The organism is Streptomyces sp. NPDC040589, assembly GCF_055594445.1.
Genome location: NZ_JBVIWP010000015.1, coordinates 70,776 through 93,923, shown reverse-complemented (window position 1 = coordinate 93,923; position 23,148 = coordinate 70,776). Strand labels below are relative to the sequence as shown.

The window sequence follows — 23,148 nt, the reverse complement described above, 5'->3', positions numbered from 1 at the left end:
AGCGCCTGGGCAAGGCGGCGGGTGAATGGCAATTCACCTTAGCCGGTGAATTGTAATTCACCCAAGCCGGGAGGTCCGGTCGGCCTCGGGGCGCCGCCAGGAGGGCGGACCACCGAATCGCGCCAGTTTCGCGGCGTGACGTGCACCACGGGCAGCGGGCCTCACGGGGAGGAACAACCGCCGCGACATCCCAAGCAGGCGGAATCTCCCCTTCCGTGCCCGCGTCCCACCCTCTGACGGCAAGATCATCTTTGTTCAACCTTGCACGACATAAGGGGAATTGCCCGGATCACAGCCAACCGGCTCGCGCGGATTTCTCCCGGTACCGGACGGACCGATAGGCATGCCCAGGTCAACACCCGAACCGACCCAGGAGGTCCGCATGCCGGAACTCAGCCGTCGCCGCGCGCTCACCGCCGCGGCCGTCCTCGCCGGGACCGCCGGCGTCCTGCCCGCCGTCGTACCCGCCACGGCCGCCACCGGGCACGGGCACCACGACTCCCCCAGGACCTTCGACGAGGTCTACAAGGGCCGCCGGATACAGGGCCGCCCGGCCACCGGGACCGGCCATCACCACCACGGCGCCGGATACGCGGTGTTCGTCGACGGTGTGGAACTGCACGTGATGCGCAACGCCGACGGCACCTGGATCAGCGTCGTCAGCCACTACGACCCGGTGGCCACCCCGCGCGCCGCCGCCCGCGCCGCGGTGGACGAGTTGCAGGGCGCGCCGCTGCTGCCCTTCCCCGCCAACTGAACCGCACCGAAAGGCTCTGGAGCACCCGCACATGACCGTCCGCAAGAACCAGTCCGCCCTGACCGCCGACGAGAAGCGGCGTTTCGTCGCCGCCCTCATGGAGCTGAAGCGCAGCGGCCGCTACGACGAGTTCGTCACGACGCACAACGACTTCATCGTCTCCGACACCGACGACGGCGAGCGGACGGGCCACCGCTCACCGTCCTTCCTGCCCTGGCACCGAAGATTCCTCCTGGAGTTCGAGCGGGCGCTCCAGTCGGTGGACGCGTCGGTGGCCCTGCCGTACTGGGACTGGACCGTCGACCGTTCGCCGCGTGCCTCGCTCTGGGCGCCCGACTTCCTCGGCGGCACCGGGCGCGACCGGGACGGCCGGGTGCCGGACGGGCCGTTCGCCGCGGCCGGCGGGAACTGGCAGATCAACGTGCGGGTCGACGGCCGTACGTTCCTGCGCCGGTCCCTCGGTGCCGGGGGGCGCCAGCTGCCGACGGCGGCCGAGGTCGAGTCGGTGCTGTCGATGCCGACGTACGACATGGCGCCCTGGAACAGCGGCTCGGACGGTTTCCGCAACCATCTCGAAGGCTGGCGCGGCGTCAATCTGCACAACCGCGTCCACGTGTGGGTGGGCGGGCACATGGCCACCGGCGCCTCGCCCAACGACCCGGTGTTCTGGCTGCACCACGCGTACATCGACAAGCTGTGGGCCGAGTGGCAGCGGCGGCACCCCGGCTCCGGCTACCTGCCGGTCTCGGGCACGCCGAACGTGATCGACCTCAACGAGACGATGCGGCCGTGGCACGACACGAGCCCGGCGGATCTGCTGGACCACACGGCGCACTACACGTTCGACGCCTGATCAGGCGGTGGCGGCCGTGCGGCACTCCGGGTGCCCCCAGCCGCCGTCGTTCTTGCTGATGGGCTCGCCCGCCGCGTAGGAGCGGCCGCACTGGCAGCGGCCGGGGAACTTCGCCTTGATGGTGCGCGAGGAGCCCTTGGCGCCGGAGGCTTTCGCGGTGCGGGCCGAGCCGCCACGCGGGCGGGAGCGGGGTGCCTTGACCGGGGTGTCCGGGGCGGGCGGCGGCTCGGGGGAACCGAGCTCGCTGCCCGCGGACTCCTGGACGGTGGCGGCCTGGCTGGCGGCGCGGTCGGCGAAGTCGTTGAGCCGGTCGCCGTCGACCTGGTGGGCGGGCACGTAGCGGAACTCCACCGAGCGGCCGTCCAGGAGCTCGTCGATGCGCACGACGAGGTCCTGGTTGGCGACCGGCTTACCGGCGGACGTCTTCCAGCCGTTGCGCTTCCACCCGGGCAGCCAGGTGGTGACGGCCTTCATCGCGTACTGCGAGTCCATCCGGATCTCGAGCGGTACGCCCGGGTCGGTCGCCGTCAGCAGGCGCTCCAGCGCGGTCAGTTCCGCGACGTTGTTGGTGGCCTTGCCGAGCGGCCCCGCCTCCCAGCTCACCGGGCTCTCGGAAGCGTCGGCGACGACCCAGGCCCAGCCCGCGGGCCCCGGGTTTCCCTTCGAAGCCCCGTCGCACGCGGCCACAACACGTTCACGCATGAGCTCGATCATGCCATGGCCGCACGGTCCGCCCGGCCGGGAGGGTGGGGTGGCTACGACACGTCGGTCAGCTTCGGCATGTCTCCCTCGGTCGTCGTGATGTCGATCACCGAGAAGTCCGCGCCCTGCGGATCGCTGATGGCGGCGAACCGGCCGAACGGCGTGGTCATCGGGCCGAACCGCAGGACGCCACCGAGCTTGGTCGCCTTCGCCACGGCGTCGTCGCAGTCCTCGACGGTGAAGTAGACGTTGATGTACGGCGGCACCTCGGGCGGGAACTCCTCCGTCATCTTCATCCGGCCCAGCACGGTGCGTTCGCCGAGGTCGTAGATGCGGAAGTCCATCTCGCCGTCCTCCATGTCCCGCTGCCGGTAGGAGAAGACGGCGGGGAAGAAGGCGTCGGACTTCTCGGGCTCGCGGGTGAAGACCTCGGCCCAGGTGTAGGCGCCCGGTTCGGCCATCACCTCGAAGCCCTCGTGGGTGCCCGCCTGCCAGACGCCGAAGACGACACCGCTCGGGTCGCGGGCCAGGCACATGGTGCCGAAGTCGCCGACCTGCATCGGCTCCATCAGGACCTCGCCGCCGTTGTCTCGGATCCGGGCGGCCGTGGCGGCGGTGTCCCGGGCGGCGAAGTACAGACACCACTGCGACGGGGCCTCCGGCTGGCCGGGCATGGGCGGGACGACGGCGGCCACCGCCTTGCCGTCCGCGTAGGCCTGGGTGTAGTCGCCGTACTCCGCCGACGCCTCGGCGAAGGTCCAGCCCAGGACGTCTCCGTAGAAGTTCTTGGCCCCTTCGAGGTCACTGAACGTCGCGTCGGCCCAGCAAGGGGCTCCTTCAGGTTGCACGGCCATGGCTACGGCCCTCTTCGGGTGGGTGGATGGTCCGCTTTTTTCACGCTAGTCACCCTCGGGGCGGCCCGCGCGCCGAACCGGCCGTTCCGCCGCAGACTGGGCGGGAGCCCTCGGCAGGACGGGGAGCGGTATGGCGGACGGGACGATGCGCGCGTGGTCGGTGGAGCGGCCGGGTCCGGTCGAGGAGGGGGCTCTCCGACTGGTGGAGAAACCGGTGCCGGTGCCGGCGGACGACGAGTTGCTGGTGCGGGTGCGCGCCTGCGGAGTGTGCCGTACGGATCTGCATGTCGCCGAGGGCGATCTGCCCGTGCACCGGGCGGGTGTCACGCCCGGGCACGAGGTCGTCGGGACGGTGGCCGGGGTGGGCGCGGCGGTGCGCGGCTTCGCGGTGGGCGACCGGGTCGGTGTGGCCTGGCTGCGCCGCACGGACGGCGACTGCGCGTACTGCGCACGCGGCGCGGAGAACCTCTGTCCCCGGTCCGAGTACACGGGCTGGTACGCCGACGGCGGCTACGCGGAGTACACGACCGTACCGGCCGCGTTCTCCTATCGGATGCCGGACGACGTGCCGGACGTGGCGCTGGCGCCCCTGCTGTGCGCGGGCATCATCGGCCACCGCGCGCTGCGGCGGGCCGCGCTGCCGCCCGGTGGGAGGCTCGGGCTGTACGGCTTCGGGGGGAGCGCCCACCTGTGCGCGCAGGTGGCGCTGGCCGAGGGTGCCGTCGTGCACGTCATGACGCGTGGTGCGGCCGCGAGGCGGCTGGCGCTGGAACTGGGCGCGGCGTCCGCGCAGGACGCGTACGCGAGGCCGCCGGAGCCGCTGGACAGCGCGATCCTCTTCGCCCCGGTCGGCGAACTGGTCCCGGTCGCACTGCGCGCCCTCGACCGGGGCGGCGTCCTCGCCATCGCCGGCATCCACCTCACGGACACGCCTCCCCTGCACTACGAGACCGAGCTGTTCTACGAGAAGCAGGTGCGCAGCGTCGCGTCCAACACGCGTGCGGACGGTCGCGAGTTCCTGACACTGGCGGCCCGCTACGGCGTCCGCGCGACCACGCGTCCCTACCCGCTGTCGCGGGCCGTGGAGGCGCTAGGGGACCTGAAGGCGGGGCGGTTCGACGGGGCGGCGGTGTTGGTGAACGACTGGGTGTGAGTGCTGTCGGCGTGCGAGTCGCCACGGGGTGTGCGCCGGAGCGGTACGGGCGGTGACTGCTGCGATACGCGGCGTCTGTGCACCCTGTGCGCCGGGCGCGGCCGGGTCGGCGACCGGCGTGGGGGCACACGCCCGCTCGTCCTCCACCCCCATCGTGGGTTTGCCACCTCCGGCGCGAGAAACCGCCCCCCTTCACGCGGTTATCGGGCCACCTCTGCCGCTGTTTGGCTATGACTCGCGGCGCGTCCGGCTCACGGGCGCCACGAGTCGCCGCCTTCGCCGGCCACCCCACCGTCCCCGCCACCACTCCACCCATCCCGGCCGACCACTCAGCTCAGCGGGGGGGGACAGGGCGCACCCGTGTCCCGGGCCTCCCGGGCCACCCCTGCTCAGCAAGGCCTCGCCCCGCTCACTCAGCGAACATCCCGTTCGATCCCAGGGAGGGAATGTGTCCGCCCCCGAAAGCACCACCGGCCCCGCCACCGAGCCCGCTGCCGGCACCGGCGCGGCCGAGGCCCAGCTCACCAGTCTCAGCACGCGGGCGGCGCGCCAGCTCGCCACCACCACCAAGTCCGTGCCGCAGATGCAGGCCATCACCTCGCGCTGGCTGCTCAAGATGCTGCCGTGGGTCGATGTCAGGGGCGGTGCCTACCGGGTCAACCGGCGTCTGACGTTGCGTCTCGGCCGGGGCCGGGTGGAGTTCGAGCAGAACGGTGCCGACGACATCAGGGTCATCCCCCAGACGCTCACCGAACTGCCCGTGCTGCGCGGCTACTCCGACGCCGAGGTGCTGAAGCAGATCGCGTCGCGCTTCGAGGTCCGTGAGGTGCGTGCCGGCGAGGTGCTCTTCGAGGCCGGCCAGCCCGTCACCGAGGCCTACCTGATCGTGCACGGCCGTTTCACCCGGTACGCCACCGGCAAGTACGGCGAGGAGGAGGTCATCGGGGTCGTCACGGACGGGGAGGGGCTCGGTGACGAGGCCGTGGGGCGGGCCGACCATCTCGTCACGGGCATCGAGGACACGTTCCTGACCGCGTACAAGAACGGCAGCTTCCAGTACCTGATGATCGTCGCCGACCGCGTCTGACCGAGCATCAAGTCGTCGGTCACGGGCACCTCGTGGCCGACGCGTGTCTTTCGCCCCGGGCCCGGCTGTGCTTGCCTGGGGAGCCGTTTCACCGGCCGGGGCGGGAGTTGCCTTATGCGCGGACCGTGGATCGCGGGTCTCCTGCTGGCCGGGCTGCTGCTCGGGGCGTGCGGGGATCCGTCGTCCGGACCTGACGCGTCCCCGCCGTCCGCGCCGGAGGTGTCCACGACCACGCACCAGCGGGCCCCGGCCTCGCCCAGCCCCCGCGCCCCCGCCAAGGCGCCCCGCGTGCTGTACCTCGGCGACTCGCTCGCCATGGAGAACCAGAAGGTCCTCGGCCAGGAGCTGCGCCGGGACCTGCGCGCGCAGTACACGAGCGCCCCCTACTCGGGCACCACCCTGTGCGACTACCTGGAGGGCACCGCGGAGCGGTCGCTCGTACCGGCACGGGACAAGGCGGCCGCCCTGGTGCGGTCGTTGCGGCCGGACTTCGTGGTGCTGCAGTTCTGGGGCAACGCCTGGGACTTCACCTGGTGCATGGACAAGATCACGTACGACGGTTCGCGGGAGCGGTACTTCAAGCGGTACGAGGCCGACGCGCGCAGGCTCGTCGAGCAGATCACGACGGCCGGCGGGGCACGCCGGCCGCGGATCGTGTGGGTGCTCCAAGGGCCGGACCCGATCACGCCCGACCGGGTGCGGCGCGTGAACGGGCTGTACGAGCGGCTGGCCGCCGACTCGGACGACATCGTCGCCGACGCCGGGGGGACGGTGAGCCCCGGCTCGGACCGCTACACGTGGACACAGCACCTGCCCTGCACGGCCTACGAGCGCGCCCACCCCGACTACTGCACCCAGCCCGGCCGCGACCGGACGGCCCTGCACCGCGACGACGACTATCTGCACTTCTGCCTGGCGCCCACGACGTCCACACCGAAGCCCTGCCCGGTGCGCTCCCCCGGCATCCTGCGCATCGCCCGGGAGATCACCAAAACCATTCGACAGTCGGCGGGTTGACCGCTCAAATGGGTGCCATGTGTGCTGTGCGAATGCATGAGGACGAGCGGGACATCGACGTCCCGCTCGTCGGCCGGCTGATCGCGGGACAGTTCCCGCAGTGGGCGGGACTGCCCCTGCGGCGCATCGAGTCCTCCGGTTCCGAGAACGCCATGTTCCGCCTCGGTGGGGACAAGGTCGTGCGGCTCCCCCGGCATCCCCGCGCCGTCGAGGCCATCACGCACGAACTGCGCTGGCTGCCCCGGCTGAGCCCGGGCCTGCCCGTAGCCTCGCCCGAACCCCTCGGGCGGGGCGAGCCCGGCGAGGGCTTCCCGTGGCCCTGGTCGGTGTACGGCTGGCTGGACGGCCGCAACCCGGTGCCCGGCGCCCTCGATGAGCCGGAACTGCTCGCCGAGGACCTGGGCACCTACGTCGCGGCCCTGCGCCGGATCGCCCCGGCAGAGGGCCCGACCGGTTACCGGGGCGTGCCGCTGGCGACCCGGGACCGCTTCCTGCGCGAGGCGCTCGCCCAGCTCTCGGGGCGGATCGACACCGCGGCGGTGACGGAGGCGTGGGAGGAGGCCCTGCGCGCCCCGGAGTACGCCGGGCCGCCGGTCTGGGCACACGGTGATCTGATGGCCGGGAACCTGCTGGTCACGGGCGGACGGCTGAGCGCCGTGATCGACTTCGGCACGGTGGGGGTGGGAGATCCCGCCGTCGACCTCATCAGCGCCTGGTGCGTGCTGCCCGCCGGGGTCCGCGGGAGCCTCCGCGAGGCCGCGGGCGCCGGCGAGGCCGAGTGGGCACGGGGTCGGGGCTGGGCCCTGTCGATCGCGGTCATCGCGCTGCCGTACTACTGGGACACGAACCCGCCGGTCGCGGAGAACTCCCGACATGTGATCCGGGAGATCCTGGCCGAGACGGAGTAGGGGCAGGCTCGGCCGGGCCTGCCCCTGACCCGGAGGGTCACTCGCCCGCGTAGGCCTTGTCCAGGGTGGCGATGTCGAACTTGCTCATCGCCATGAACGCCGTGGTCACCCGGGCCGCCTTCGCCGGGTCAGGGTCGGTGATCATCTCTTGGAGCCGGTCCGGGACGACCTGCCAGGACAGGCCGTACTTGTCCTTGAGCCAGCCGCACGGGCCGGGCTCGCCGCCGTTCTCGGTGAGCTTGGTCCAGTAATAGTCGATCTCCTCCTGGTCCGCGCAGAAGATCATGAAGGAGACCGCCTCGGTGAAGGTGAACTGAGGCCCGCCGTTGAGCGCGAGGAACTTGTGGCCGTTGGCGGTGAACTCGACGGTCATGACGCTGCCGGCGGGCTGGAGCGCTCCCTCGGGGTAGCGGGCGATCTCGCCGATGCTGGAGTTCTTGAAGATCGAGACGTAGAGGTGGGCGGCCTCCTCGGCCTGGCCGTCGAACCAGAGGCACGTGGTGAAACCGTCGGTGGTCATGAGTCCTCCCGGGCGCGTGGAACGCTGTCACCACTGTCGACCGGCTCTCGCCCCGGAACTCATCGGTCGGCCGGCCGGCAAATTCAGGTGGCCGTTACACCGTTCGGAACTAGCATCCCGGTCATGACGTCTACGCCCGCCGACAGCGGCATCCGTCCCTTCCGCATCGACATCCCGCAGAGCGACCTCGACGACCTCCACGACCGCCTCGACCGGGCCCGGTGGCCCGACGAGCTGCCCGGGGTGGGGTGGACGTACGGCGTTCCGTCGGGCTATCTGCGCGAGCTGGTGCGGCACTGGCGGCACACGTACGACTGGCGGGCGGCGGAGGCGCGGCTGAACGCGTGGCCGCAGTTCACGACCGAGATCGACGGCGCGCGGGTGCACTTCGCGCACATCCGCTCCCCCGAACCCGACGCCACCCCGCTGATCGTCACGCACGGATGGCCGGGGTCGATCGTCGAGTTCCTCGACATCGTCGGGCCGTTGACGGACCCGGCCGCGCACGGCGGCGATCCTGCCGACGCCTTCCACGTCGTGCTGCCGAGCATCCCGGGCTTCGGGTTCTCCGGGCCCACCCGGGAGACCGGCTGGGAGGCGCGCCGGATCGCCGACGCGTGGGCCGAGCTGATGACGCGCCTCGGCTACGAGAGGTTCGGCGCCCAGGGCGGCGACTGGGGCGCGGGCATCTCCCGCGAACTGGGCCGCGTCCACCCCGGCCGGGTCACCGGCATCCACCTCAATCTGCTGCCCGGCGGGCAGCAGGCCACCGAGCCGACCGCCGAGGAGCTGGAGGCGCTGAGTCCCGCGGAGCGGGAGCGCACGCTCACCTCCTGGCGCCGGTGGGAGGAGTGGTCCCGCGACAGCACGGGCTACTTCCATGTGCAGTCCACCCGGCCGCAGACCCTGTCGTACGCGCTCACGGACTCTCCGGTGGGCCAACTCGCCTGGATCGTGGAGAAGTTCCGGGAGTGGACGGACTCCGACGAGCTGCCCGAGGAGGCCGTCGACCGGGATCAGATGCTCACGAACGTGATGCTGTACTGGCTGACGGGCACGGCGGGTTCGTCCGCCCGGGTCTACTACGAGCGGGCCCACGCCCGGGGCGGGCGGATCGCCGCCCCGCACGAGCCCTCCACCGCGCCGACCGCGGTGGCGTCCTTCTTCGGCGATCCGCAGATCCCGCTGCGCCACAAGGCGGAGCGGACGGAGAACATCGTCCGCTGGACGGAGTTCGACCGGGGCGGGCACTTCGCCGCGATGGAGGAACCGGGCCTGTTGGTGGACGACGTGCGGGCGTTCTTCCGGCAGCTGCGCGAGAAGGGCTGGCGCCCGCTCTGCCGGTAGCGAATCTGCCGCGGGCAGAGAATCCGCACAACGGCGTCGTCCGAGGTCAAGAGTGGAGTCGACGGCACTTCCGCGGAACTTCCGCTACGACGAGGAGAACCGATGACTCCACTCACGACACTCGCCCCCCGGGCGGAGGAGGGCGACACCCCTCCGAGCCGGTTCGACGACCAGCTGGCCGCCCAGTTGCTCGCGCAGCGCATCGTGCTGCTGGGCACCCAGGTCGACGAGGTCTCCGCGAACCGGGTCTGCGCCCAGCTGCTGATCCTGTCCGCCGAGGACCCGCGCACCGACATCAGCCTGTACATCAACAGCCCCGGCGGGGCGGTGCACGCGGGCCTCGCCATCTACGACACGATGCGGCTCATCCCGAACGACGTCTCCACGCTGGCCATGGGCTTCGCCGCGAGCATGGGCCAGTTCCTGCTCAGCGTCGGCGCGACCGGAAAGCGCTACGCCCTGCCCAACGCGCGGATCATGATGCACCAGCCGTCGGCCGGCATCGGCGGGACCACCGCCGACATCGAGATCCAGGCGGAGAACCTGGAGCACACCAAGCGGACCATCGAGCGGATCACCGCCGAGCACACCGGCCAGAGCGAGGAGACGATCTCCCGGGACGGCGACCGGGACCGCTGGTTCACGGCCGAGGAGGCCAGGGAGTACGGCATGGTCGACCGGGTCGTGGAGTCCCTCGCGGACGTCCGCCCGACGGCCGGCCGGCGCAGGATGGGGCTGCAGTGATGGGTACCTACACGATTCCGAACGTCGTCGAGCGCACCCCGCAGGGCGAGCGGTCCTACGACGTGTTCAGCCGGCTGCTGTCCGAGCGGATCATCTTCCTCGGCACGGAGATCGACGACGGTGTCGCCAACGTCGTCATCGCGCAGCTGCTCCATCTGGAGTCCTCGTCCCCGGAGAGTGAGATCGCGATCTACCTCAACTCGCCCGGGGGATCGTTCACTTCGCTCATGGCCATCTACGACACCATGTCGTACGTGCGGGCGCCGATCTCGACGTTCTGTGTCGGGCAGGCGGCCTCCACGGCGGCCGTGCTGCTGGCGGGCGGCGACCCCGGACGGCGGTTCGTGCTGGAGCACGCTCGCGTGCTGCTCGGCCAGCCGGCGACCGGAGGGCAGCGCGGCATGGTCTCCGACCTGGCCCTCCAGGCCAGGGAGATGGTGAGGATCCGCTCCCAGGTGGAGGAGGTGCTGGCGCGGCACACCCACCACGAGGTGGCGACCCTGCGGGCCGACATGGACCGCGACAAGGTGTTCACCGCCCAGGAGGCGGTGGACTACGGGCTGGCCGATGAGGTGCTCAGCCGGCGCCTCGTGCAGGTCTGAGGCGCCGGCCGACAGACAGACTCAGGCGACCAGGCACAGTCCGTCGTGCGACGACGGGGACCCCGCCGCGCGGCGGCTGCCGCCTCCCGTGTACCGCGAGGCGACGCGGGTCAGTTCGCCCTGTGTCCTCGACAGCAGGTCGCCGAGGCTCAGTCCGAGGGCGCGGGCGGCGGCCGCGAGGACCTCCGAGGAGGCCTCCTTGCGGCCGCGCTCGACCTCCGACAGATACGGCATGGAGATCCGTGCCTCGTCGGCGACGTCCTTCAAGGTGCGCTCCTGCGCGAGGCGTTCACGGCGCAGGACATCGCCGACCAGGTCGCGCCAAAGCGGCTCCCTCACAGCGGGGGCCGGGGGGCTCGCGCCTTGCGGGCGCAGCGGGATGACGCGGGCTTCGTTCGGCACGTGGTTGCTCACTGCTCCAGCCTAGGAGCGCCGGCCGCCAGGGGAAGGGCCCGGCGTTCCGCCCTGGGTGGAATCAGCGGAACGCGAAGGCCGGGCCACGGCGTTGGGACCGGGAAGTTTCAGCTCCGGCGCTCGGGCCGCGCCACTGCCTCTTGCCCAGTGTCGGCCGTATGGGTGAGCATGGACAGGCCGGAATGCCGCGCTCCACCGATTTTCGCCGCACGGCATTCGGGGGCATGTGTTGCGCCTACCCGGGTATCCGCAACCCGGAAGGACCTAGGCCGATATAGCCGTCACTTCGTGGGGAGAGGTAATGGAGACCGCCGTGATCCGGTCAAAGGCAGCAGTCGCCGGGGAGAACGCCGAGGCCGGAACGGGTGACGGAGCACTGCCGGTCGTGGACCCGCGGTCCGTTGCCCCGCGGGACGCCAGGGCGCTGTCCCGCCAGTTCTTCCAGCGTCTGACGGAACTCGAAGAGGGCACGCACGAGTACCAGTACGCGCGCAACACGCTGATCGAGATGAACATGTCGCTCGTGCGGTTCGCGGCCGGCCGGTTCCGGGGCCGCGGCGACGACATGGAGGACATCGTCCAGACCGGCATGATCGGCCTGATCAAGGCCATCGACCGGTTCGAGCTGTCACGCGAGGTCGAGTTCACCTCCTTCGCGCTGCCGTACATCGTCGGTGAGATCAAGCGGTTCTTCCGGGACACGACGTGGGCGGTACATGTGCCGCGGCGGCTGCAGGAGCTGCGCGTGGAGCTGGCCAAGGCCCGCGAGGAACTCGCCAGCCGGCTGGACCGCGAGCCGACCGTCGCCGAGCTGGCCACGCTGATGAACATCTCCGAGAACGAGGTCGTCGAGGGGCAGATCGCCGCGAACGGGTACAACTCGTCCTCGCTGGACGCCGCGCTCACCGGCGACGGGCCGGAGGGCGGCGAGGCGGTCCTGGCCGACTTCATCGGCGTCGAGGAGGACGGGCTGCGGCTCGTCGAGGACTTCCACTCGCTCGCCCCGCTCATGGCGGAGCTCAGCGAGCGCGACCGGCAGATCATCCACATGCGGTTCGTGGAGGAGGCCACCCAGGCGGAGATCGGCGAGGAGCTCGGCTGCTCGCAGATGCACGTCTCGCGCCTGATCAAGCGGATCATCACCCGGCTGCGCGAGGGCATGCTGGGCGAACTCGGCTGCGCCTGACGCAGACGGCGGGCCGGCCGGGCATACGGCGACCAGCGGGTGCTGTCCCCCATGCGGGAGTGGGACGGCACCCGCGACGGTGTCGGCATCTGTGGCGCGCGAGCGCCCTCGATGGACACCGCACGGGAGGGGAACCTCACTCGGACGGTTCAGCCGGGCGGCTCAGCCCCCGGTCGCACCGGCGAGCGGCAGCACGGCGCGCACTCGCTTGCCCACCGGCACCCGCTCCACGCTGACCTGCTCCGCGAGCGCGTGGACGATCTCCAGGCCGTGCCGGCCGACGCGCTCCGGGTTGCGCGGGAAGATGCGGGGCAGGGCGGAGCTGCTGTCGTAGACCGACACGGTCACGGCGGTGTCCGTGCCCACGAGTTCCAGGATGTACGGCCCGTTGCTGTGCCGGTCCGCGTTGGTGACCAGCTCACTGACCACGAGCTGCACCGCGCCGTCGGCGCGGTCGTCGATGCTCGCGCACCACTCGGTCCTGAGCTGGTCGAGGAAGAGCGCGGCGAAGGACCGCGCCTCGGCGATACATCCCTGCTCGCCTGAGTAGTGTGCCGCCCGCCTCAGCGGTTCCACGGGCACGTCGAAACCAGTCGGTATCACTGCCCCGTCCAGGTGGTCGATCATTCGTTTCTTTCTGGGAAGAAGCCGGACTGGCCGGACGCTCTGCACCAGTGCTCGTACCCCGAGCCGGGCTTCGCAGTCCTGACACGTTTTCCGCCCGTCCCCTGCCCTGGGCATTGTCCCCCGCGGGCGGGGCACTCGGAGGGAAAACGGACCGGTCGAGGGCGGCCGGGCCGGATCGCCGGAGGTGTGCGGTGGCCTGGTGGACATGGCTGGTCGTGGTGGTCGCGGCGCTCGTCGGCGTCGCCGTGGTGACGCTCGCCGTACAGGCCGGCCGGCGGTCGGGGACGGTCATCGCGGTCCGTCGCCGGCCCGGCGGGAAGGGCCTGCGATGAACCAGCTGATGGCGGCACGGAGCCTGACGACCCTGCCTGTGGTCACCCTGGGCGGCGACGCCGTCGCGCAGATCAAGGACACCGTCTTCGATGCCGCGGCCGGGCGTATCACCGGGTTCACGCTCAGCGGCCGGGGTCTGCTGTCGGGCCCGCTGAAGCAGAGTCTGCCCTGGTCGGCGGTGCACGCGCTGGGCCCGCACGCGGTCATGATCGTCGATGCCGGCGCCCTGACGGACACGCCCGTCGTCGTGGCACGCCGTGAGGCCCGGCAGGGCCGGGTACTGCACGCCAAGGTGCTGACGGACGAGGGCGCCGAGGTCGGCACCGTGCTCGACGTGGTCGTCGAGGGCGGTACCAGCGGCCGGGTCGTGGGATTCCGGATCGCCGCGGTCAAGGCGTTGGTGAAGGGCTCCCGGCGGCGCAGGCACCGGGTGTACGTACCGCGCGGCGAGACGCTCGCGGTCTCCGGCCGCGCCCTGGTCATCCCGGCGGACGCCACCCGCTATGTCGCCGACGACCTGCCGGCCTTCGTCGCCCGGGTGGGCGCCTTCCACCAGGGGCACGAGGGGACACCGCCATGATGCTGTTCTCGCAGGCGCGGGGCCTGCCGGTGCTGACCCTGGCCGAGGCGGACGAGCTCGGCGTCCTGAGGTCGCTGACGGTCGACGCCGCGGCCGGTGTGGTCACCCATGTCCGGGTGCGGGGCCGGCACTCCCGCAAGGAGACCGTGCTGGCCTGGGGCTCCCTGCACGCCCTCGGCCCGGACGCCGTGCTCGTCCGCTCAGCGACCGTCCCGGCCGAGGTGCCGCCGCACCACGAGCTGCCGGGCCTCAGGATCCTCACCGAGACGGGTGACTGGCTCGGCACGGTCCAGGACGTCGCGTTCGAACCGGACACCGGCCGCGTCGAGGCGATCGTCACCGCCCACGGCGATGTGCCGGCCCATCGGCTGCTCGGGCTCGGGGGCTACGCCCTGGTGGTGCGCGCCGGGTGACTCAGGAAGCCGGGGGCTGGTCCGTCGTGCCGCCACCGGTGTCTTCGCCGGTGTCGTTCCCGGGCGGGGGCGGCGAGTCATCCGCCGGCGGCGAGTCGCCCGTCGACGGTTCCGAAGACGTCTCCGTGGGCGTCGGTTCGCTCGAGGTCGGCTGCGACGAGGGCGAGCCGGTCGGCGTGGTGACGGTCGCCGACGGGGTGGGCTTGTCCGGTGGAGCGGTCTTGCGGTCGTTCTTGCCCGTGTCTCCCTTGTCGCGCTTGAACCACTCGCCGTCGGGCTCGCACATGACGAAGACGTCGACCGGCTGCTGAGCGGGCCTGACCTCGACGACGTCCGACGCCTTGTACCCCGCCCACTTGTCTCCGGTCGTCTTCTTCTGCTGGGAGGCCGGCGGGCCAAGCGGGTTGCCGCACGCGCAGCGCACCCGGGGCACGCCTCGGTCGTCGACGAGCACGGCCGTGCCGGCCTGGAGGACGGCCTGGTACTGCGTGGCGCGGCCGTTCTTGTAGCCGTGGTTGGTGACCCAGGTGTCCATACGCAGCTGAACGGGGGTGAGCGAGCGCAGGTAGGCGGGGACTTCGGACGGGTCGATGCGCTGGACCGAGGCGAACGCGCGCTGCTTGTCCGGGGCCTGCTTGAGGTACGTGATCTGCTTCTCCACGTCGCAGCTGGCGACGTTGCGGGTGCCGCCGTACAGGCCGGGCGTCCCGCCCCGTACGGCCCTGACGGCGTTCTGCGGCGCCGATCCTCCGGGCTTCGGCGTGACCGACGGGGCGGAACTCTCCTTGGCCGTCGAGTCGGTGAACGGGTCCGGGCCGGTGTCGGCCGCGGGCTGCAGCAACACATCGCTGTCGGAGGTGCCGGTACCGCCGTCGGACGCGCCGGAGCCGCCGTCGGGGCGGGTGAACACCACGGCCAGGACCACGGCGGCCACGACCGCGCCGGCGATCAGCGCGACACGGGGTGCGGAGCCCCACCACGGGCGGCGGGGCTCCGGCGGCTCACCACCCCCGCTCGGAGGTTCGGAGGGCGGGCCGCCGCCTCCCGAGGGCGGCTGGGAGGGTCCCGACAGCGGGCCCGAGGGAGGTCCTGTGGGGCGACCGGACGACGGCGGTTCGACGCTCACGAGTTCTTCTTCCCACGTGGGTTCTGTGCGGCCTTCGCACACCCGAGGCGATCAGTCCTGATATATACCGCTTCTTCCACTACGAGTTCATTGTGTGCCCCGATCCCGTCCGGCCCGCAAGCCGACGCGGACGGACCTCCCGACGGGCGCCCGGCGCGGGCGCTGCTTAGCGTGGCAGCGTGAGTTCGCGCACCTCCTCCGGCCAGGCACGTACCTCCGGCGCGCGGGCCGTCGCCCGCCACGGCTGGGTGCACGCCCTCGGCACGGTGCTCGGCGGGCTGCTCGCCATGCTGGTGGTGGCCACGCTCGGCCTGTGGGCCGCCGGGGCCACGGACCTTCCGGACGGCGCGTTCGCCCCGGTCGTCATGGCGACCGTGGTCACCGCCGTCGGGGGCACGGTGAAGCTCTCCGGCAGCGCCGGCGACTTCGCCGACACGCAGGCGGGACTGACCGTGATCCCGCTGTCCGTCACGCTCACCGGGGCGCTGGTGATCGCCTGGGGCTTCCTGCGGCCGCTGCGCCATCGCGCGGTCGCCGGCGCCGCGGAGCTGGCCGGCTGGGCCGCCAGGATCGCGGTCCTGTGGCTGCTCGCGCTGATCGGCCTGACGCTCGCCGCCCGTCACACGTTCGCCCTCTCCCTCGGCGACGAGGAGCTGGGGGAACTCGGCGACCTGTTCGGCGCCTCACCGAAGATCGGTTTCACCACCGACGTGCCGCTGTCCGTGTTCGTCGGACTGGTCTGGCTCGCCGGTGTGCTGGTGCTGGCCCTGCTGGTGTCGCGCGCCGCCCCGTTGCCTGCCGGGCTGCTGCGCTTTCAGGCGTCGGTGCGGCCGGCGGCGTACGCGATGGTCGCGCTGCTGCTCGCGTATGTCGTCATCGGCGTGGTCATCGCGCTGGTCGTCGCGGCGACGCGGGGCCACGCGACGGAGACGTTCGCCGTGATTCTGCTCGGCATGCCCAACCTGGTGTGGCTGGCGCTGACGATCGGCCTCGGCGCGACCTGGACCGGCCGCGTGGAAGGGCCGTTCGGACTGCCCATGCCGCAGGTGCTCGACGAGGTGCTGCGCACTCCGGACATCTCGGAGCTGAACCTGCGGACGCTCTCCGAGCACGACGGCCGGGTGTGGTGGCTGCTGGTCATCGACGTAGTGCTGCTGCTGGCCGCGGCGTTCGTGATGGCGGCCCGGTCACCGGCCCGGGTCCGGGCCTGGCAGCACGCCGTGCACATGGCGGTCGCCCTCATGCTCACGGTGTTCATGATCTGCCTCGTCGGACGCATCTCCGCGCACTATGGCCTGTCCGTGCTCGGCATCGGCGACCTGGGCGGGGGCCTCGGGGGCGAACTCTTCCTCAGACCCCGGCTGTGGGGTGCCGTCGGCCTGGCCGTGCCCTGGGGTCTGGTGACCGGATTCGCCGGGGCGCTGCTGGCGCGGCACGTACGGCGGCGGGGTGAGGTCCGCTCCGACAGCGAGAGCTGACGCCGGGGCTCTACGTCCGCTGTGTGAAGACCGGTTCCGCCCAGCGCGGCGGCGGCTTCGGCCGCTCCTCCCCCGGCTCTCGGCCCGCACGGGTGGGGGTGTGGCCGACGGCGGGCCCGCCGCCGGTCGTCGCGGCACGCAGGGCGGCGACGAAGGCGAGGCAGGACGGGTACCGGTCGTCGGGGCTCTTGGCGAGGGCCTTGGCGAGGACGGGGTCGACCTTCGGGGCGAGGTCGGGCCGAGCCTCGGTGAGCGGCGGCGCTTCGTCGTACTGGTGGGCCCAGAGCAGTGCCATGTCGTCGTCCCGGCGGAAGGGCGGATGGCCGGCGAGGATCTCGTAGACGACACAGGCGAAGCCGTACACGTCGCAGCGGGCGTCGACCGGGCGGCCCGAGATCTGCTCGGGTGCGACGTAGTCGAGCGTGCCGACGAACTGGCCGACCGTGGTGAAGCCGGTCAGTGACAGCGACTTCTTCGTCAGGCCGAAATCGGTGAGGTAGGTGTGCTCGGGGTGGTCGCTGTCGGTGCCGCGGGCCACCAGGATGTTGCCGGGCTTCACGTCCCGGTGCACCAGGCCGTGGTCGTGGGCCGCGTCCAGCGCGGAGGCGACCTGGGCGGCGATACGCAGGGTGGTGGCGGGCGACAGCGGGCCCTCCCGGTCGAGGAGATGGCGCAGGTCGCTGCCGACGACGTACCGCATGGCGATGTACAGCACGCCGTCCGTCTCACCGGCCTCGAAGACCGGCACGATGTGCGGGTGGTCGATCGCGGCGGCGGCCCGGGACTCGTGGGTGAAGCGGCGCCGGAAGGTGTCGTTGCGGGCGAGTTCCGGGGCGAGCAGCTTCAGGGCGACGGTGCGTTCCAGACGCAGGTCGCGGGCCCGGTACACGACGGCCATGCCGCCGCGCCCGATCTCCTTCTCGATCCGGTACCCGGCGATCTGCTGCCCGAGCAGCTCGGAGGGCCGCCCGGAGAACAGGCTCGTCTCGCGGGTCAACGGGTGTCACCCTCGGGCGACACGACCCGGGTGGGCTCGGACCCCACGATGCGCGTGGGCGGGGCCTCGGCGGGGCCGTCCGGCTCCTCGGCCTCTTCTTCCACCTCTTCGGGAGTCACGACACGCGTGGGCGGGGCATCCGCGGGGCGGGCGGATTCCTCGGCCTCCTCGGGGGACACGAGGCGAGTGGGCTCGGGAGCATCGGGAGACACCACCCGCGTCGGCTCGGGAGCCGCAGGCGGCACCGCACGCGCCGGTTCAGGCGCCTCGGGCGACACCACCCGCGTCGGCCCGGGCGGAACGCCCGGCGTGGGCGGCGCCCCGGCCGGATGCGCGGCCTCCTCGGCCCGAGGCGGCTCCTCGACCGCCTCCGGGGGCACCACCCGCGTGGGGGTGGGCGCCGGCGTCGGGGTCTCGGACGGTCGGGACGCCGGCTGGGACCTCGGTGTCTCGTCCGTCGCGTACGTGGTCGCCCGGATGCCCTCCGCGTACACCCAGTGCCCGTGCGCGGCGTCGTAGAGCCACACCGACTCGCCGTCGACGACGACGCCGATCCGCAGCCCGTGGGTGCGGGAGTGGAAGGCCTCCCGGTCGAGGCCGCCCGCGAGGTCCTCGACCGCGGACCGGTAGCGCGCCAGGGCCTCCTGCGTGCGGGTCAGCAGCGGACGCGAGTCGGCGGTCAAGGTGAGCGGCCCGTCCGCGGCGGGCGGATCCTGCGGTACTGCGACCAGGTGACGGCCGTCGACCCAGGCCGACCAGCCGTTGAAGCACAGCACATGCCCCCAGTCGCCCTGCTGCTCGACGAGCTGCACCGGAAGCAGGGGGTCGAGGTCCACGGTGGGCCGGGCCGGGTCGGGGGCCTCCCAGGCGGGCATCCCGTGCTGCGGGACGACGTGCGTGGGCCGGAAACCGGGAGTCGTCATGGGGGCTCCCTACTTCCGCATCACGGCCGGTTCGTGCCGGCGCAGCAGCCGGGACACGAGGAAGCCGAAGAGCGCCGACAGCACGACCAGCATCCCGACGTCGAGCAGCCACGTGCCCGCCGAGTGCTCGAAGAGCGCGTCCCTGGTCAGCTCATTGGGCACGATCCGGGCCAGCCCGACGGTGCCGGCCATCGCGGCCAGCGCCCAGCGCGCCGGCACCAGCCAGCCGAGTTGCTCGAGCCCGGGCACGCCGCCCAGTTTCAGCAGGGCACCGCAGAAGACGACCTGGACGATGGCGACGAGCACGAGCAGCGGCATCGTCACCTCTTCCTTGCGTACCAGCGCCGAGATGAGCAGCCCGAGCATCATCGCCGTGAACGCCAGGAGCGCGACGGCGACCGTGATCTCCACCAGGGGCGGCATCAGCACGCCTTCGTCGCCGGGAGCGCGGAGGTCCACGCCGAGCAGGGCGACCAGCGTCAGCACCACCGCCTGCAGCACGGTGATGGCACCCAGGACGACGACCTTGGACATCAGGTACGCCGATCTGGACAGGCCCACCGCCCGTTCCCGCTGGTAGATCACGCGTTCCTTGACGAGCTCGCGCACGGCGTTGGCGGCGCCGGTGAGCACGGCGCCGACGCACAGGATGAGCAGGGTGTTCATCGCCGTGTCGAGGGTCAGCTTGCCGCCCGACAGGGCCCTCGCCATCACGCCCATCACGAACGGCAGGGCGATCATGATGATCAGGAACGTGCGGTCGGCGCTGAGCGCGGAGGCGTAGCGGCGCACCAGCGTGTTCAGCTGGGCGGCCCGGCTGCGCGGCCGGGGCGGCGCGGCGATCACGACGGGCTCGGACCGGGGCTGCCGGGGCTGGGCGGTGGCGTCGGCGATGTAGCGGTCCCGGAAGGGCGAGGCGCGGTAGTCCCCCGCCCAGTCCCGGTCCTTGTCCCGCTCGAAGGCCTCGAAGGCCTCGGGCCACTGCTCGAAGCCGAAGTAGGCCAGGGCGTCCTCGGGCGGCCCGTAGTAGGCGGTCTTCCCGCCGGGCGCGAGCACGAGGAGCCGGTCGCACACGTCCAGGCTGAGCACGCTGTGGGTGACGACGATGACGGTCCGGCCGTCGTCGGCGAGGCCGCGCAGCATGTGCATCACCGAGCGGTCCATGCCGGGGTCGAGGCCGGAGGTCGGCTCGTCGAGGAACAGCAGCGACGGCTTGGTCAGCAGCTCCAGCGCCACGCTGACGCGCTTGCGCTGGCCGCCCGACAGACTGTGCACGTGCTGGTCCGCGCGCTGCTCCAGGCCCAGTTCGCGGATCACCTCGTCGACCCTGGCGCGCCGCTCGGCCTTGGCCGTGTCCTGCGGGAAGCGCAGCTCGGCGGCGTAGGAGAGGGCTTTGCGGACGGTCAGCTGGGCGTGCAGGATGTCGTCCTGCGGGACGAGGCCGATGCGCTGGCGCAGCTCGGCGTAGTCGCGGTAGAGGTCACGGCCGTCGTAGAGGACGGTGCCGTGGTCGGCGGGCCGCTGGCCGGTGAGGGCGTTGAGGAGCGTGGACTTCCCGGCGCCGCTCGGGCCGACGACGGCGAGCAGGCACTTCTCCCCCACCGGGAACGACACGTGGTCGAGCAGCGTCTTGCGGCCGCGGTCGACGGTGACCGCGAGGTCCTGTACGTCGAGGGAGATCTCGCCGGTGTCGACGTACTCCTGGAGTTCGTCGCCGACGAGGCAGAACACCGAGTGGCCGATGCCGACGATGTCGCCCTGGCCGACGGGGGCGCTGGTGACAGGGCTGCCGTTGAGATAGGTGCCGTTGTGGCTGCCCAGGTCGGTGATCTCGTAGGTGCCGTCGGGCAGGGCGCGCAGCTCGGCGTGCCGGCGGGAGACCACCAGGTCGTCGATGACCAGGTCGTTGTCGGTGGCGCGGCCGATGCGGACGGTGCGGGCGGGTAGCGGCCGTACGGTCGTGGGCTGCCGGTAGGTGCCGGTCGCCGCCGGCATCGAGACGGCGGAGGGGCGTTCCGGGGCCGGTGCGGGGCGGCCCAGCAGGACCACGCGCGGTCCGTCGGCCGGGTTCCCGAAGCGGATGACGGTGCCGGGGCCGACGTCCCACTCGTGGATGCGGCGGCCCTCGGCATAGGTGCCGTTGGTGCTGTTCTCGTCCTCGATGGTCCAGTGGCCGTCGGTGGGCCGCAGCACGGCGTGGTGCCAGGAGACCCGGTCGTCGTCGATGACGATGTCGCTCAACGGGTCGCGTCCTACGCGGTAGTCACGACCCGGAATCATCACGGTGGAGTCCGTCTCGGTCTCCAGGACGAGTTCTGGTGCTACCGAAGACTGCGCCATGGCCAAGATTCTACCGATTTGCCTGCTATACGCCTCTGCAAGCAGGTCAGGCCACAGGGATTCCCAGGCCGGGGGCCGTCCGCTGCATCCGCAGGGCGTCCACGGACTCGGCGAGCAGTTCGTACTCGGTGGTGTCGTCGCTGGTGGCGATGCGCACCAGCCGTCCGGCCGCCAACTCCTCGGCGACCCTCTCCTGGTGACCGGGGTCGGCACACCAGGCGCGCAGCTGTGTGGGCACGTCGGGCACGGTGTCCGCTACCGGCACGAGCGCGCCCGGCGGTAAGTGCTCGGCGTCGGGCTGGGGGTCGAGGCGCTGGGCGATCCAGGAGGCGCGGTCGCGCAGCCACCACAGGGCGAGGGCGAGGGTGGGCGCCCGATAGGTCCCCAGGGGCACTCCGATGCGGCGGCCGTCGCAGACTCCGTACGCAGTGACGTGACACAGGAACTCGTCGTGCACGTGACCTCCCCCGTTGCCCTGCCCGCCCGCCGGACTCGACTCTCCGCGGCTCGCGTGCTGTGCGTGAGGGCGCCGTCGCTCGATGTGAAAACGCTCTCGCAGGTCAGTATGTTCACTGTTGAAACAGTGTCACCACGACTTTCCGGCCACTCTCCTGGCATATTCACACCCCGGGTTGGCCGAAACCCGGCGAGCGGCCCCCGGACGCATGCCCCTGGGGTAAAGGGCGATCTCGCCGGGCGCGCGCAGGGTGGTCCGTACGAGGTTCGCCATGAGCGGTGTTCCGGCACCTGACCGGCGGATACGGCCTACCGGGCCCCGGCCGCGGCGTGCGGGCGGCGATGAGTTTCCCCGCGTCCCGGGGTCTGATGGGTGAGAGGCCCCCGAGCACCGGAGGACGTCATGGCCACGACCGGAGATCTGGACGCGGAGTTCACCGCGGTCCTGCGCAGAAGCCCCGCCGAGGGCGGCTGGACCTACCTGGTCTGGCCCCGGTCCGTCGAGTTCTTCGGCACCCGCGGCCTGGTCAAGGTCCGCGGGACGATCGACGGGCACCCGTTCCGCAGCTCGTTCATGGCGCTGGGCGACGGCACGCACAAGCTGCCCGTGAAGGCCGGCATCCGCAAGGCCATCGGCAAGGAGGAGGGCGACACGGTGACCGTGCGCCTGGAGGAGCGGATCATCTCCTAGGCGGCTCGGCCGGGGCGGCCGTCCGCCCCCGGCCGAGGAGACCGCTACTGCTTGACGATCGCGTCGATCCGGGCCAGCTCGTCCGCGTCGAAGTCCAGGTTGCGGATGGCGCCGACGCTGTCCTCGAGCTGCTGCGCGCTGCTCGCGCCGACCAGCGCGGAGGTGACCCGGCCGCCGCGCAGCACCCAGGCCAGCGCCAGCTGGGCCAGGGTCTGGCCGCGCGACTTCGCGATGTCGTTCAGGTCGCGCAGCCGGCCCACCAGTTCCTCGGTGAGCGCGTCCGAGTTCAGGAAGGGGCTGTCGCTCGCGGCCCGGGAACCCTCGGGGATGCCGTCGAGGTAGCGGGCGGAGAGCACGCCCTGCTCCAGCGGCGAGAAGACGATGGAGCCGACCTGGAGCTCGTCGAGGGCGTCGAGCAGGCCCTCCTCCTCGGGGCGGCGGTCCAGCATCGAGTAGCGCGGCTGGTGGATGAGGAGCGGGGTGCCCAGCTCGCCCAGGATGCGGGCGGCCTCGCGGGTCTGCTCCGCGGAGTAGTTGGAGACACCGACGTACAGCGCCTTGCCCTGCTGCACCGCCGAGTGCAGGGCGCCCATCGTCTCCTCCAGCGGAGTGTCCGGGTCGGGGCGGTGCGAGTAGAAGATGTCGACGTAGTCCAGGCCCATCCGCTGCAGGCTCTGGTCCAGCGAGGACAGCACGTACTTGCGCGAGCCCCACTCGCCGTACGGGCCGGGCCACATCAGGTAGCCGGCCTTGGTGGAGATGACCAGCTCGTCGCGGTACGCCGCGAAGTCCGACTTCAGGAACTCACCGAGCGCGGACTCGGCGGCGCCGGGCGGCGGGCCGTAGTTGTTGGCGAGGTCGAAGTGGGTGACGCCGAGGTCGAAGGCGCGGCGCAGGATGGCGCGCTGGGTCTCGACGGGCCGGTCCGGGCCGAAGTTGTGCCACAGGCCGAGCGAGAGCGCGGGGAGCTTCAGGCCGCTGCGTCCGGTGCGCCGGTAGGGCATGTCCGCGTAGCGGTCGGGGTGTGCGGTGTACAACGC

25 protein-coding genes and 1 pseudogene are annotated in these 23,148 nt (G+C 71.8%); 15 read left to right on the top strand and 11 right to left on the bottom strand.

The annotated features are described in order from the left end of the window. Positions 1 to 382: 382 nt before the first annotated feature. Together melC1 and melC2 are read left to right on the top strand one after the other, a co-directional pair. Entirely contained in the window at positions 383 to 757 is a 375-nt protein-coding gene (melC1, locus tag ACZ58V_RS39560) for an apotyrosinase chaperone MelC1 (RefSeq protein WP_468189443.1), read from the top strand. Positions 758 to 788: 31 nt separating this feature from the next. After that, entirely contained in the window at positions 789 to 1,610 is an 822-nt protein-coding gene (gene melC2 / locus ACZ58V_RS39555; RefSeq protein WP_468189441.1) for a tyrosinase MelC2, read from the top strand. Here melC2 and ACZ58V_RS39550 read toward each other — a convergent pair whose 3' ends face one another. Then, positions 1,611 to 2,324: a ribonuclease H family protein gene (locus ACZ58V_RS39550; RefSeq protein ID WP_468189439.1), complete on the bottom strand. Its 714-nt coding sequence runs from the start codon at positions 2,322 to 2,324 to the stop codon at positions 1,611 to 1,613. 41 nt (positions 2,325 to 2,365) lie between these two features. After that, entirely contained in the window at positions 2,366 to 3,166 is an 801-nt protein-coding gene (locus tag ACZ58V_RS39545) for a VOC family protein (protein WP_468189437.1), read from the bottom strand. Positions 3,167 to 3,311: 145 nt separating this feature from the next. Here ACZ58V_RS39545 and ACZ58V_RS39540 point away from each other — a divergent pair, with 145 nt between their 5' ends. The 4 genes and pseudogenes from ACZ58V_RS39540 (at position 3,312) to ACZ58V_RS39525 (ending at position 7,331) form a co-directional block, all read left to right on the top strand. Then, positions 3,312 to 4,319 carry a zinc-binding alcohol dehydrogenase family protein gene (locus ACZ58V_RS39540; RefSeq protein ID WP_471296148.1) on the top strand — a complete coding sequence of 336 codons (1,008 nt, stop codon included), beginning with the start codon at positions 3,312 to 3,314 and terminating at the stop codon, positions 4,317 to 4,319. A 448-nt stretch (positions 4,320 to 4,767) separates the two neighbouring features. After that, positions 4,768 to 5,322 (top strand): annotated as a pseudogene (locus tag ACZ58V_RS39535) (cyclic nucleotide-binding domain-containing protein); the annotation flags it as partial. A gap of 198 nt (positions 5,323 to 5,520) precedes the next feature. Then, the gene (locus ACZ58V_RS39530; RefSeq protein ID WP_468189435.1) at positions 5,521 to 6,423 is read left to right on the top strand and encodes an SGNH/GDSL hydrolase family protein; all 903 of its coding nucleotides are present in this window, start codon (positions 5,521 to 5,523) and stop codon (positions 6,421 to 6,423) included. Between the two features lie 17 nt (positions 6,424 to 6,440). Beyond that, on the top strand, positions 6,441 to 7,331 hold the full coding sequence (locus tag ACZ58V_RS39525) for an aminoglycoside phosphotransferase family protein (protein ID WP_468189433.1): 891 nt from the start codon (positions 6,441 to 6,443) through the stop codon (positions 7,329 to 7,331). Between the two features lie 37 nt (positions 7,332 to 7,368). Here ACZ58V_RS39525 and ACZ58V_RS39520 read toward each other — a convergent pair whose 3' ends face one another. Beyond that, positions 7,369 to 7,851, bottom strand: a complete 483-nt coding sequence (locus ACZ58V_RS39520; protein ID WP_468189431.1) for a VOC family protein — start codon at positions 7,849 to 7,851, stop codon at positions 7,369 to 7,371. Between the two features lie 123 nt (positions 7,852 to 7,974). On the opposite strand from ACZ58V_RS39520, the gene ACZ58V_RS39515 reads away from it, so the two are divergent. From ACZ58V_RS39515 to ACZ58V_RS39505, 3 genes are all read left to right on the top strand, one after another. Next, the gene (locus ACZ58V_RS39515; protein ID WP_468189429.1) at positions 7,975 to 9,198 is read left to right on the top strand and encodes an epoxide hydrolase family protein; all 1,224 of its coding nucleotides are present in this window, start codon (positions 7,975 to 7,977) and stop codon (positions 9,196 to 9,198) included. 102 nt (positions 9,199 to 9,300) lie between these two features. Beyond that, positions 9,301 to 9,942 (top strand): ATP-dependent Clp protease proteolytic subunit, encoded by a 642-nt coding sequence (locus ACZ58V_RS39510; RefSeq protein ID WP_468189427.1) that lies wholly within the window; start codon positions 9,301 to 9,303, stop codon positions 9,940 to 9,942. Next, positions 9,942 to 10,544, top strand: coding sequence for a ClpP family protease (locus ACZ58V_RS39505; RefSeq protein WP_382833233.1), 603 nt, complete (start codon positions 9,942 to 9,944; stop codon positions 10,542 to 10,544). The genes ACZ58V_RS39510 and ACZ58V_RS39505 overlap by 1 nt, the downstream gene beginning before the upstream one ends. 21 nt (positions 10,545 to 10,565) lie before the next feature. Here the strand turns inward: ACZ58V_RS39505 and ACZ58V_RS39500 are convergent, their stop codons facing one another. Next, positions 10,566 to 10,958, bottom strand: a complete 393-nt coding sequence (locus ACZ58V_RS39500; RefSeq protein WP_468189424.1) for a helix-turn-helix domain-containing protein — start codon at positions 10,956 to 10,958, stop codon at positions 10,566 to 10,568. Between the two features lie 301 nt (positions 10,959 to 11,259). Between ACZ58V_RS39500 and ACZ58V_RS39495 the strand changes: the two genes are divergently transcribed. Then, a complete protein-coding gene (locus ACZ58V_RS39495; protein ID WP_189725381.1) occupies positions 11,260 to 12,144 on the top strand; it encodes an RNA polymerase sigma factor SigF in 885 nt (294 codons plus the stop codon). 162 nt (positions 12,145 to 12,306) lie between these two features. Here the strand turns inward: ACZ58V_RS39495 and ACZ58V_RS39490 are convergent, their stop codons facing one another. Then, a complete protein-coding gene (locus ACZ58V_RS39490) occupies positions 12,307 to 12,771 on the bottom strand; it encodes an ATP-binding protein (protein WP_468189422.1) in 465 nt (154 codons plus the stop codon). Between the two features lie 191 nt (positions 12,772 to 12,962). Between ACZ58V_RS39490 and ACZ58V_RS39485 the strand changes: the two genes are divergently transcribed. The 3 genes from ACZ58V_RS39485 to ACZ58V_RS39475 are packed head-to-tail and all read left to right on the top strand — an operon-like array spanning position 12,963 to position 14,097. Further along, on the top strand, positions 12,963 to 13,103 hold the full coding sequence (locus ACZ58V_RS39485; protein WP_468189420.1) for a hypothetical protein: 141 nt from the start codon (positions 12,963 to 12,965) through the stop codon (positions 13,101 to 13,103). Continuing rightward, complete coding sequence (locus ACZ58V_RS39480; RefSeq protein WP_471296093.1) at positions 13,100 to 13,684, top strand: PRC-barrel domain-containing protein; 585 nt, start codon at positions 13,100 to 13,102, stop codon at positions 13,682 to 13,684. The genes ACZ58V_RS39485 and ACZ58V_RS39480 overlap by 4 nt, the downstream gene beginning before the upstream one ends. Continuing rightward, positions 13,681 to 14,097: a PRC-barrel domain-containing protein gene (locus ACZ58V_RS39475; protein ID WP_471296091.1), complete on the top strand. Its 417-nt coding sequence runs from the start codon at positions 13,681 to 13,683 to the stop codon at positions 14,095 to 14,097. Before ACZ58V_RS39480 ends, ACZ58V_RS39475 begins: the two co-directional genes overlap by 4 nt. Position 14,098: 1 nt before the next feature. Here the strand turns inward: ACZ58V_RS39475 and ACZ58V_RS39470 are convergent, their stop codons facing one another. Continuing rightward, positions 14,099 to 15,223: a DUF6777 domain-containing protein gene (locus ACZ58V_RS39470; RefSeq protein ID WP_471296088.1), complete on the bottom strand. Its 1,125-nt coding sequence runs from the start codon at positions 15,221 to 15,223 to the stop codon at positions 14,099 to 14,101. Positions 15,224 to 15,402: 179 nt separating this feature from the next. On the opposite strand from ACZ58V_RS39470, the gene ACZ58V_RS39465 reads away from it, so the two are divergent. Next, entirely contained in the window at positions 15,403 to 16,701 is a 1,299-nt protein-coding gene (locus tag ACZ58V_RS39465) for a streptophobe family protein (protein ID WP_471296085.1), read from the top strand. Between the two features lie 10 nt (positions 16,702 to 16,711). On the opposite strand, the gene ACZ58V_RS39460 is transcribed toward ACZ58V_RS39465, so the two are convergent. The 4 genes from ACZ58V_RS39460 to ACZ58V_RS39445 are packed head-to-tail and all read right to left on the bottom strand — an operon-like array spanning position 16,712 to position 21,418. Then, on the bottom strand, positions 16,712 to 17,698 hold the full coding sequence (locus ACZ58V_RS39460; RefSeq protein ID WP_468189410.1) for a serine/threonine-protein kinase: 987 nt from the start codon (positions 17,696 to 17,698) through the stop codon (positions 16,712 to 16,714). Beyond that, positions 17,695 to 18,621 carry a hypothetical protein gene (locus tag ACZ58V_RS39455; protein ID WP_471296082.1) on the bottom strand — a complete coding sequence of 309 codons (927 nt, stop codon included), beginning with the start codon at positions 18,619 to 18,621 and terminating at the stop codon, positions 17,695 to 17,697. The genes ACZ58V_RS39460 and ACZ58V_RS39455 overlap by 4 nt, the downstream gene beginning before the upstream one ends. 9 nt (positions 18,622 to 18,630) lie before the next feature. Beyond that, positions 18,631 to 20,961: an FHA domain-containing protein gene (locus tag ACZ58V_RS39450; RefSeq protein ID WP_468189406.1), complete on the bottom strand. Its 2,331-nt coding sequence runs from the start codon at positions 20,959 to 20,961 to the stop codon at positions 18,631 to 18,633. A 46-nt stretch (positions 20,962 to 21,007) separates the two neighbouring features. Beyond that, on the bottom strand, positions 21,008 to 21,418 hold the full coding sequence (locus tag ACZ58V_RS39445; RefSeq protein ID WP_184595929.1) for a hypothetical protein: 411 nt from the start codon (positions 21,416 to 21,418) through the stop codon (positions 21,008 to 21,010). A 402-nt stretch (positions 21,419 to 21,820) separates the two neighbouring features. Here ACZ58V_RS39445 and ACZ58V_RS39440 point away from each other — a divergent pair, with 402 nt between their 5' ends. Continuing rightward, positions 21,821 to 22,108, top strand: coding sequence for a DUF1905 domain-containing protein (locus ACZ58V_RS39440; RefSeq protein WP_468189404.1), 288 nt, complete (start codon positions 21,821 to 21,823; stop codon positions 22,106 to 22,108). Between the two features lie 44 nt (positions 22,109 to 22,152). On the opposite strand, the gene mgrA is transcribed toward ACZ58V_RS39440, so the two are convergent. Beyond that, the gene (gene mgrA, locus ACZ58V_RS39435) at positions 22,153 to 23,145 is read right to left on the bottom strand and encodes an L-glyceraldehyde 3-phosphate reductase (protein WP_471296078.1); all 993 of its coding nucleotides are present in this window, start codon (positions 23,143 to 23,145) and stop codon (positions 22,153 to 22,155) included. Positions 23,146 to 23,148: the final 3 nt, after the last annotated feature.

Excerpts from the sequence above, each read along its gene's own strand:
- melC1 (WP_468189443.1), top strand. The coding sequence starts at position 383 with ATGCCGGAACTCAGCCGTCGCCGCGCGCTCACCGCCGCGGCCGTCCTC.
- melC2 (WP_468189441.1), top strand. The coding sequence starts at position 789 with ATGACCGTCCGCAAGAACCAGTCCGCCCTGACCGCCGACGAGAAGCGG.
- ACZ58V_RS39550 (WP_468189439.1), bottom strand. The coding sequence starts at position 2,324 with ATGATCGAGCTCATGCGTGAACGTGTTGTGGCCGCGTGCGACGGGGCT.
- ACZ58V_RS39545 (WP_468189437.1), bottom strand. The coding sequence starts at position 3,166 with ATGGCCGTGCAACCTGAAGGAGCCCCTTGCTGGGCCGACGCGACGTTC.
- ACZ58V_RS39540 (WP_471296148.1), top strand. The coding sequence starts at position 3,312 with ATGCGCGCGTGGTCGGTGGAGCGGCCGGGTCCGGTCGAGGAGGGGGCT.
- ACZ58V_RS39530 (WP_468189435.1), top strand. The coding sequence starts at position 5,521 with ATGCGCGGACCGTGGATCGCGGGTCTCCTGCTGGCCGGGCTGCTGCTC.
- ACZ58V_RS39525 (WP_468189433.1), top strand. The coding sequence starts at position 6,441 with ATGTGTGCTGTGCGAATGCATGAGGACGAGCGGGACATCGACGTCCCG.
- ACZ58V_RS39520 (WP_468189431.1), bottom strand. The coding sequence starts at position 7,851 with ATGACCACCGACGGTTTCACCACGTGCCTCTGGTTCGACGGCCAGGCC.
- ACZ58V_RS39515 (WP_468189429.1), top strand. The coding sequence starts at position 7,975 with ATGACGTCTACGCCCGCCGACAGCGGCATCCGTCCCTTCCGCATCGAC.
- ACZ58V_RS39510 (WP_468189427.1), top strand. The coding sequence starts at position 9,301 with ATGACTCCACTCACGACACTCGCCCCCCGGGCGGAGGAGGGCGACACC.
- ACZ58V_RS39505 (WP_382833233.1), top strand. The coding sequence starts at position 9,942 with ATGGGTACCTACACGATTCCGAACGTCGTCGAGCGCACCCCGCAGGGC.
- ACZ58V_RS39495 (WP_189725381.1), top strand. The coding sequence starts at position 11,260 with ATGGAGACCGCCGTGATCCGGTCAAAGGCAGCAGTCGCCGGGGAGAAC.
- ACZ58V_RS39490 (WP_468189422.1), bottom strand. The coding sequence starts at position 12,771 with ATGATCGACCACCTGGACGGGGCAGTGATACCGACTGGTTTCGACGTG.
- ACZ58V_RS39480 (WP_471296093.1), top strand. The coding sequence starts at position 13,100 with ATGAACCAGCTGATGGCGGCACGGAGCCTGACGACCCTGCCTGTGGTC.
- ACZ58V_RS39475 (WP_471296091.1), top strand. The coding sequence starts at position 13,681 with ATGATGCTGTTCTCGCAGGCGCGGGGCCTGCCGGTGCTGACCCTGGCC.
- ACZ58V_RS39455 (WP_471296082.1), bottom strand. The coding sequence starts at position 18,621 with ATGACGACTCCCGGTTTCCGGCCCACGCACGTCGTCCCGCAGCACGGG.
- ACZ58V_RS39450 (WP_468189406.1), bottom strand. The coding sequence starts at position 20,961 with ATGGCGCAGTCTTCGGTAGCACCAGAACTCGTCCTGGAGACCGAGACG.
- ACZ58V_RS39440 (WP_468189404.1), top strand. The coding sequence starts at position 21,821 with ATGGCCACGACCGGAGATCTGGACGCGGAGTTCACCGCGGTCCTGCGC.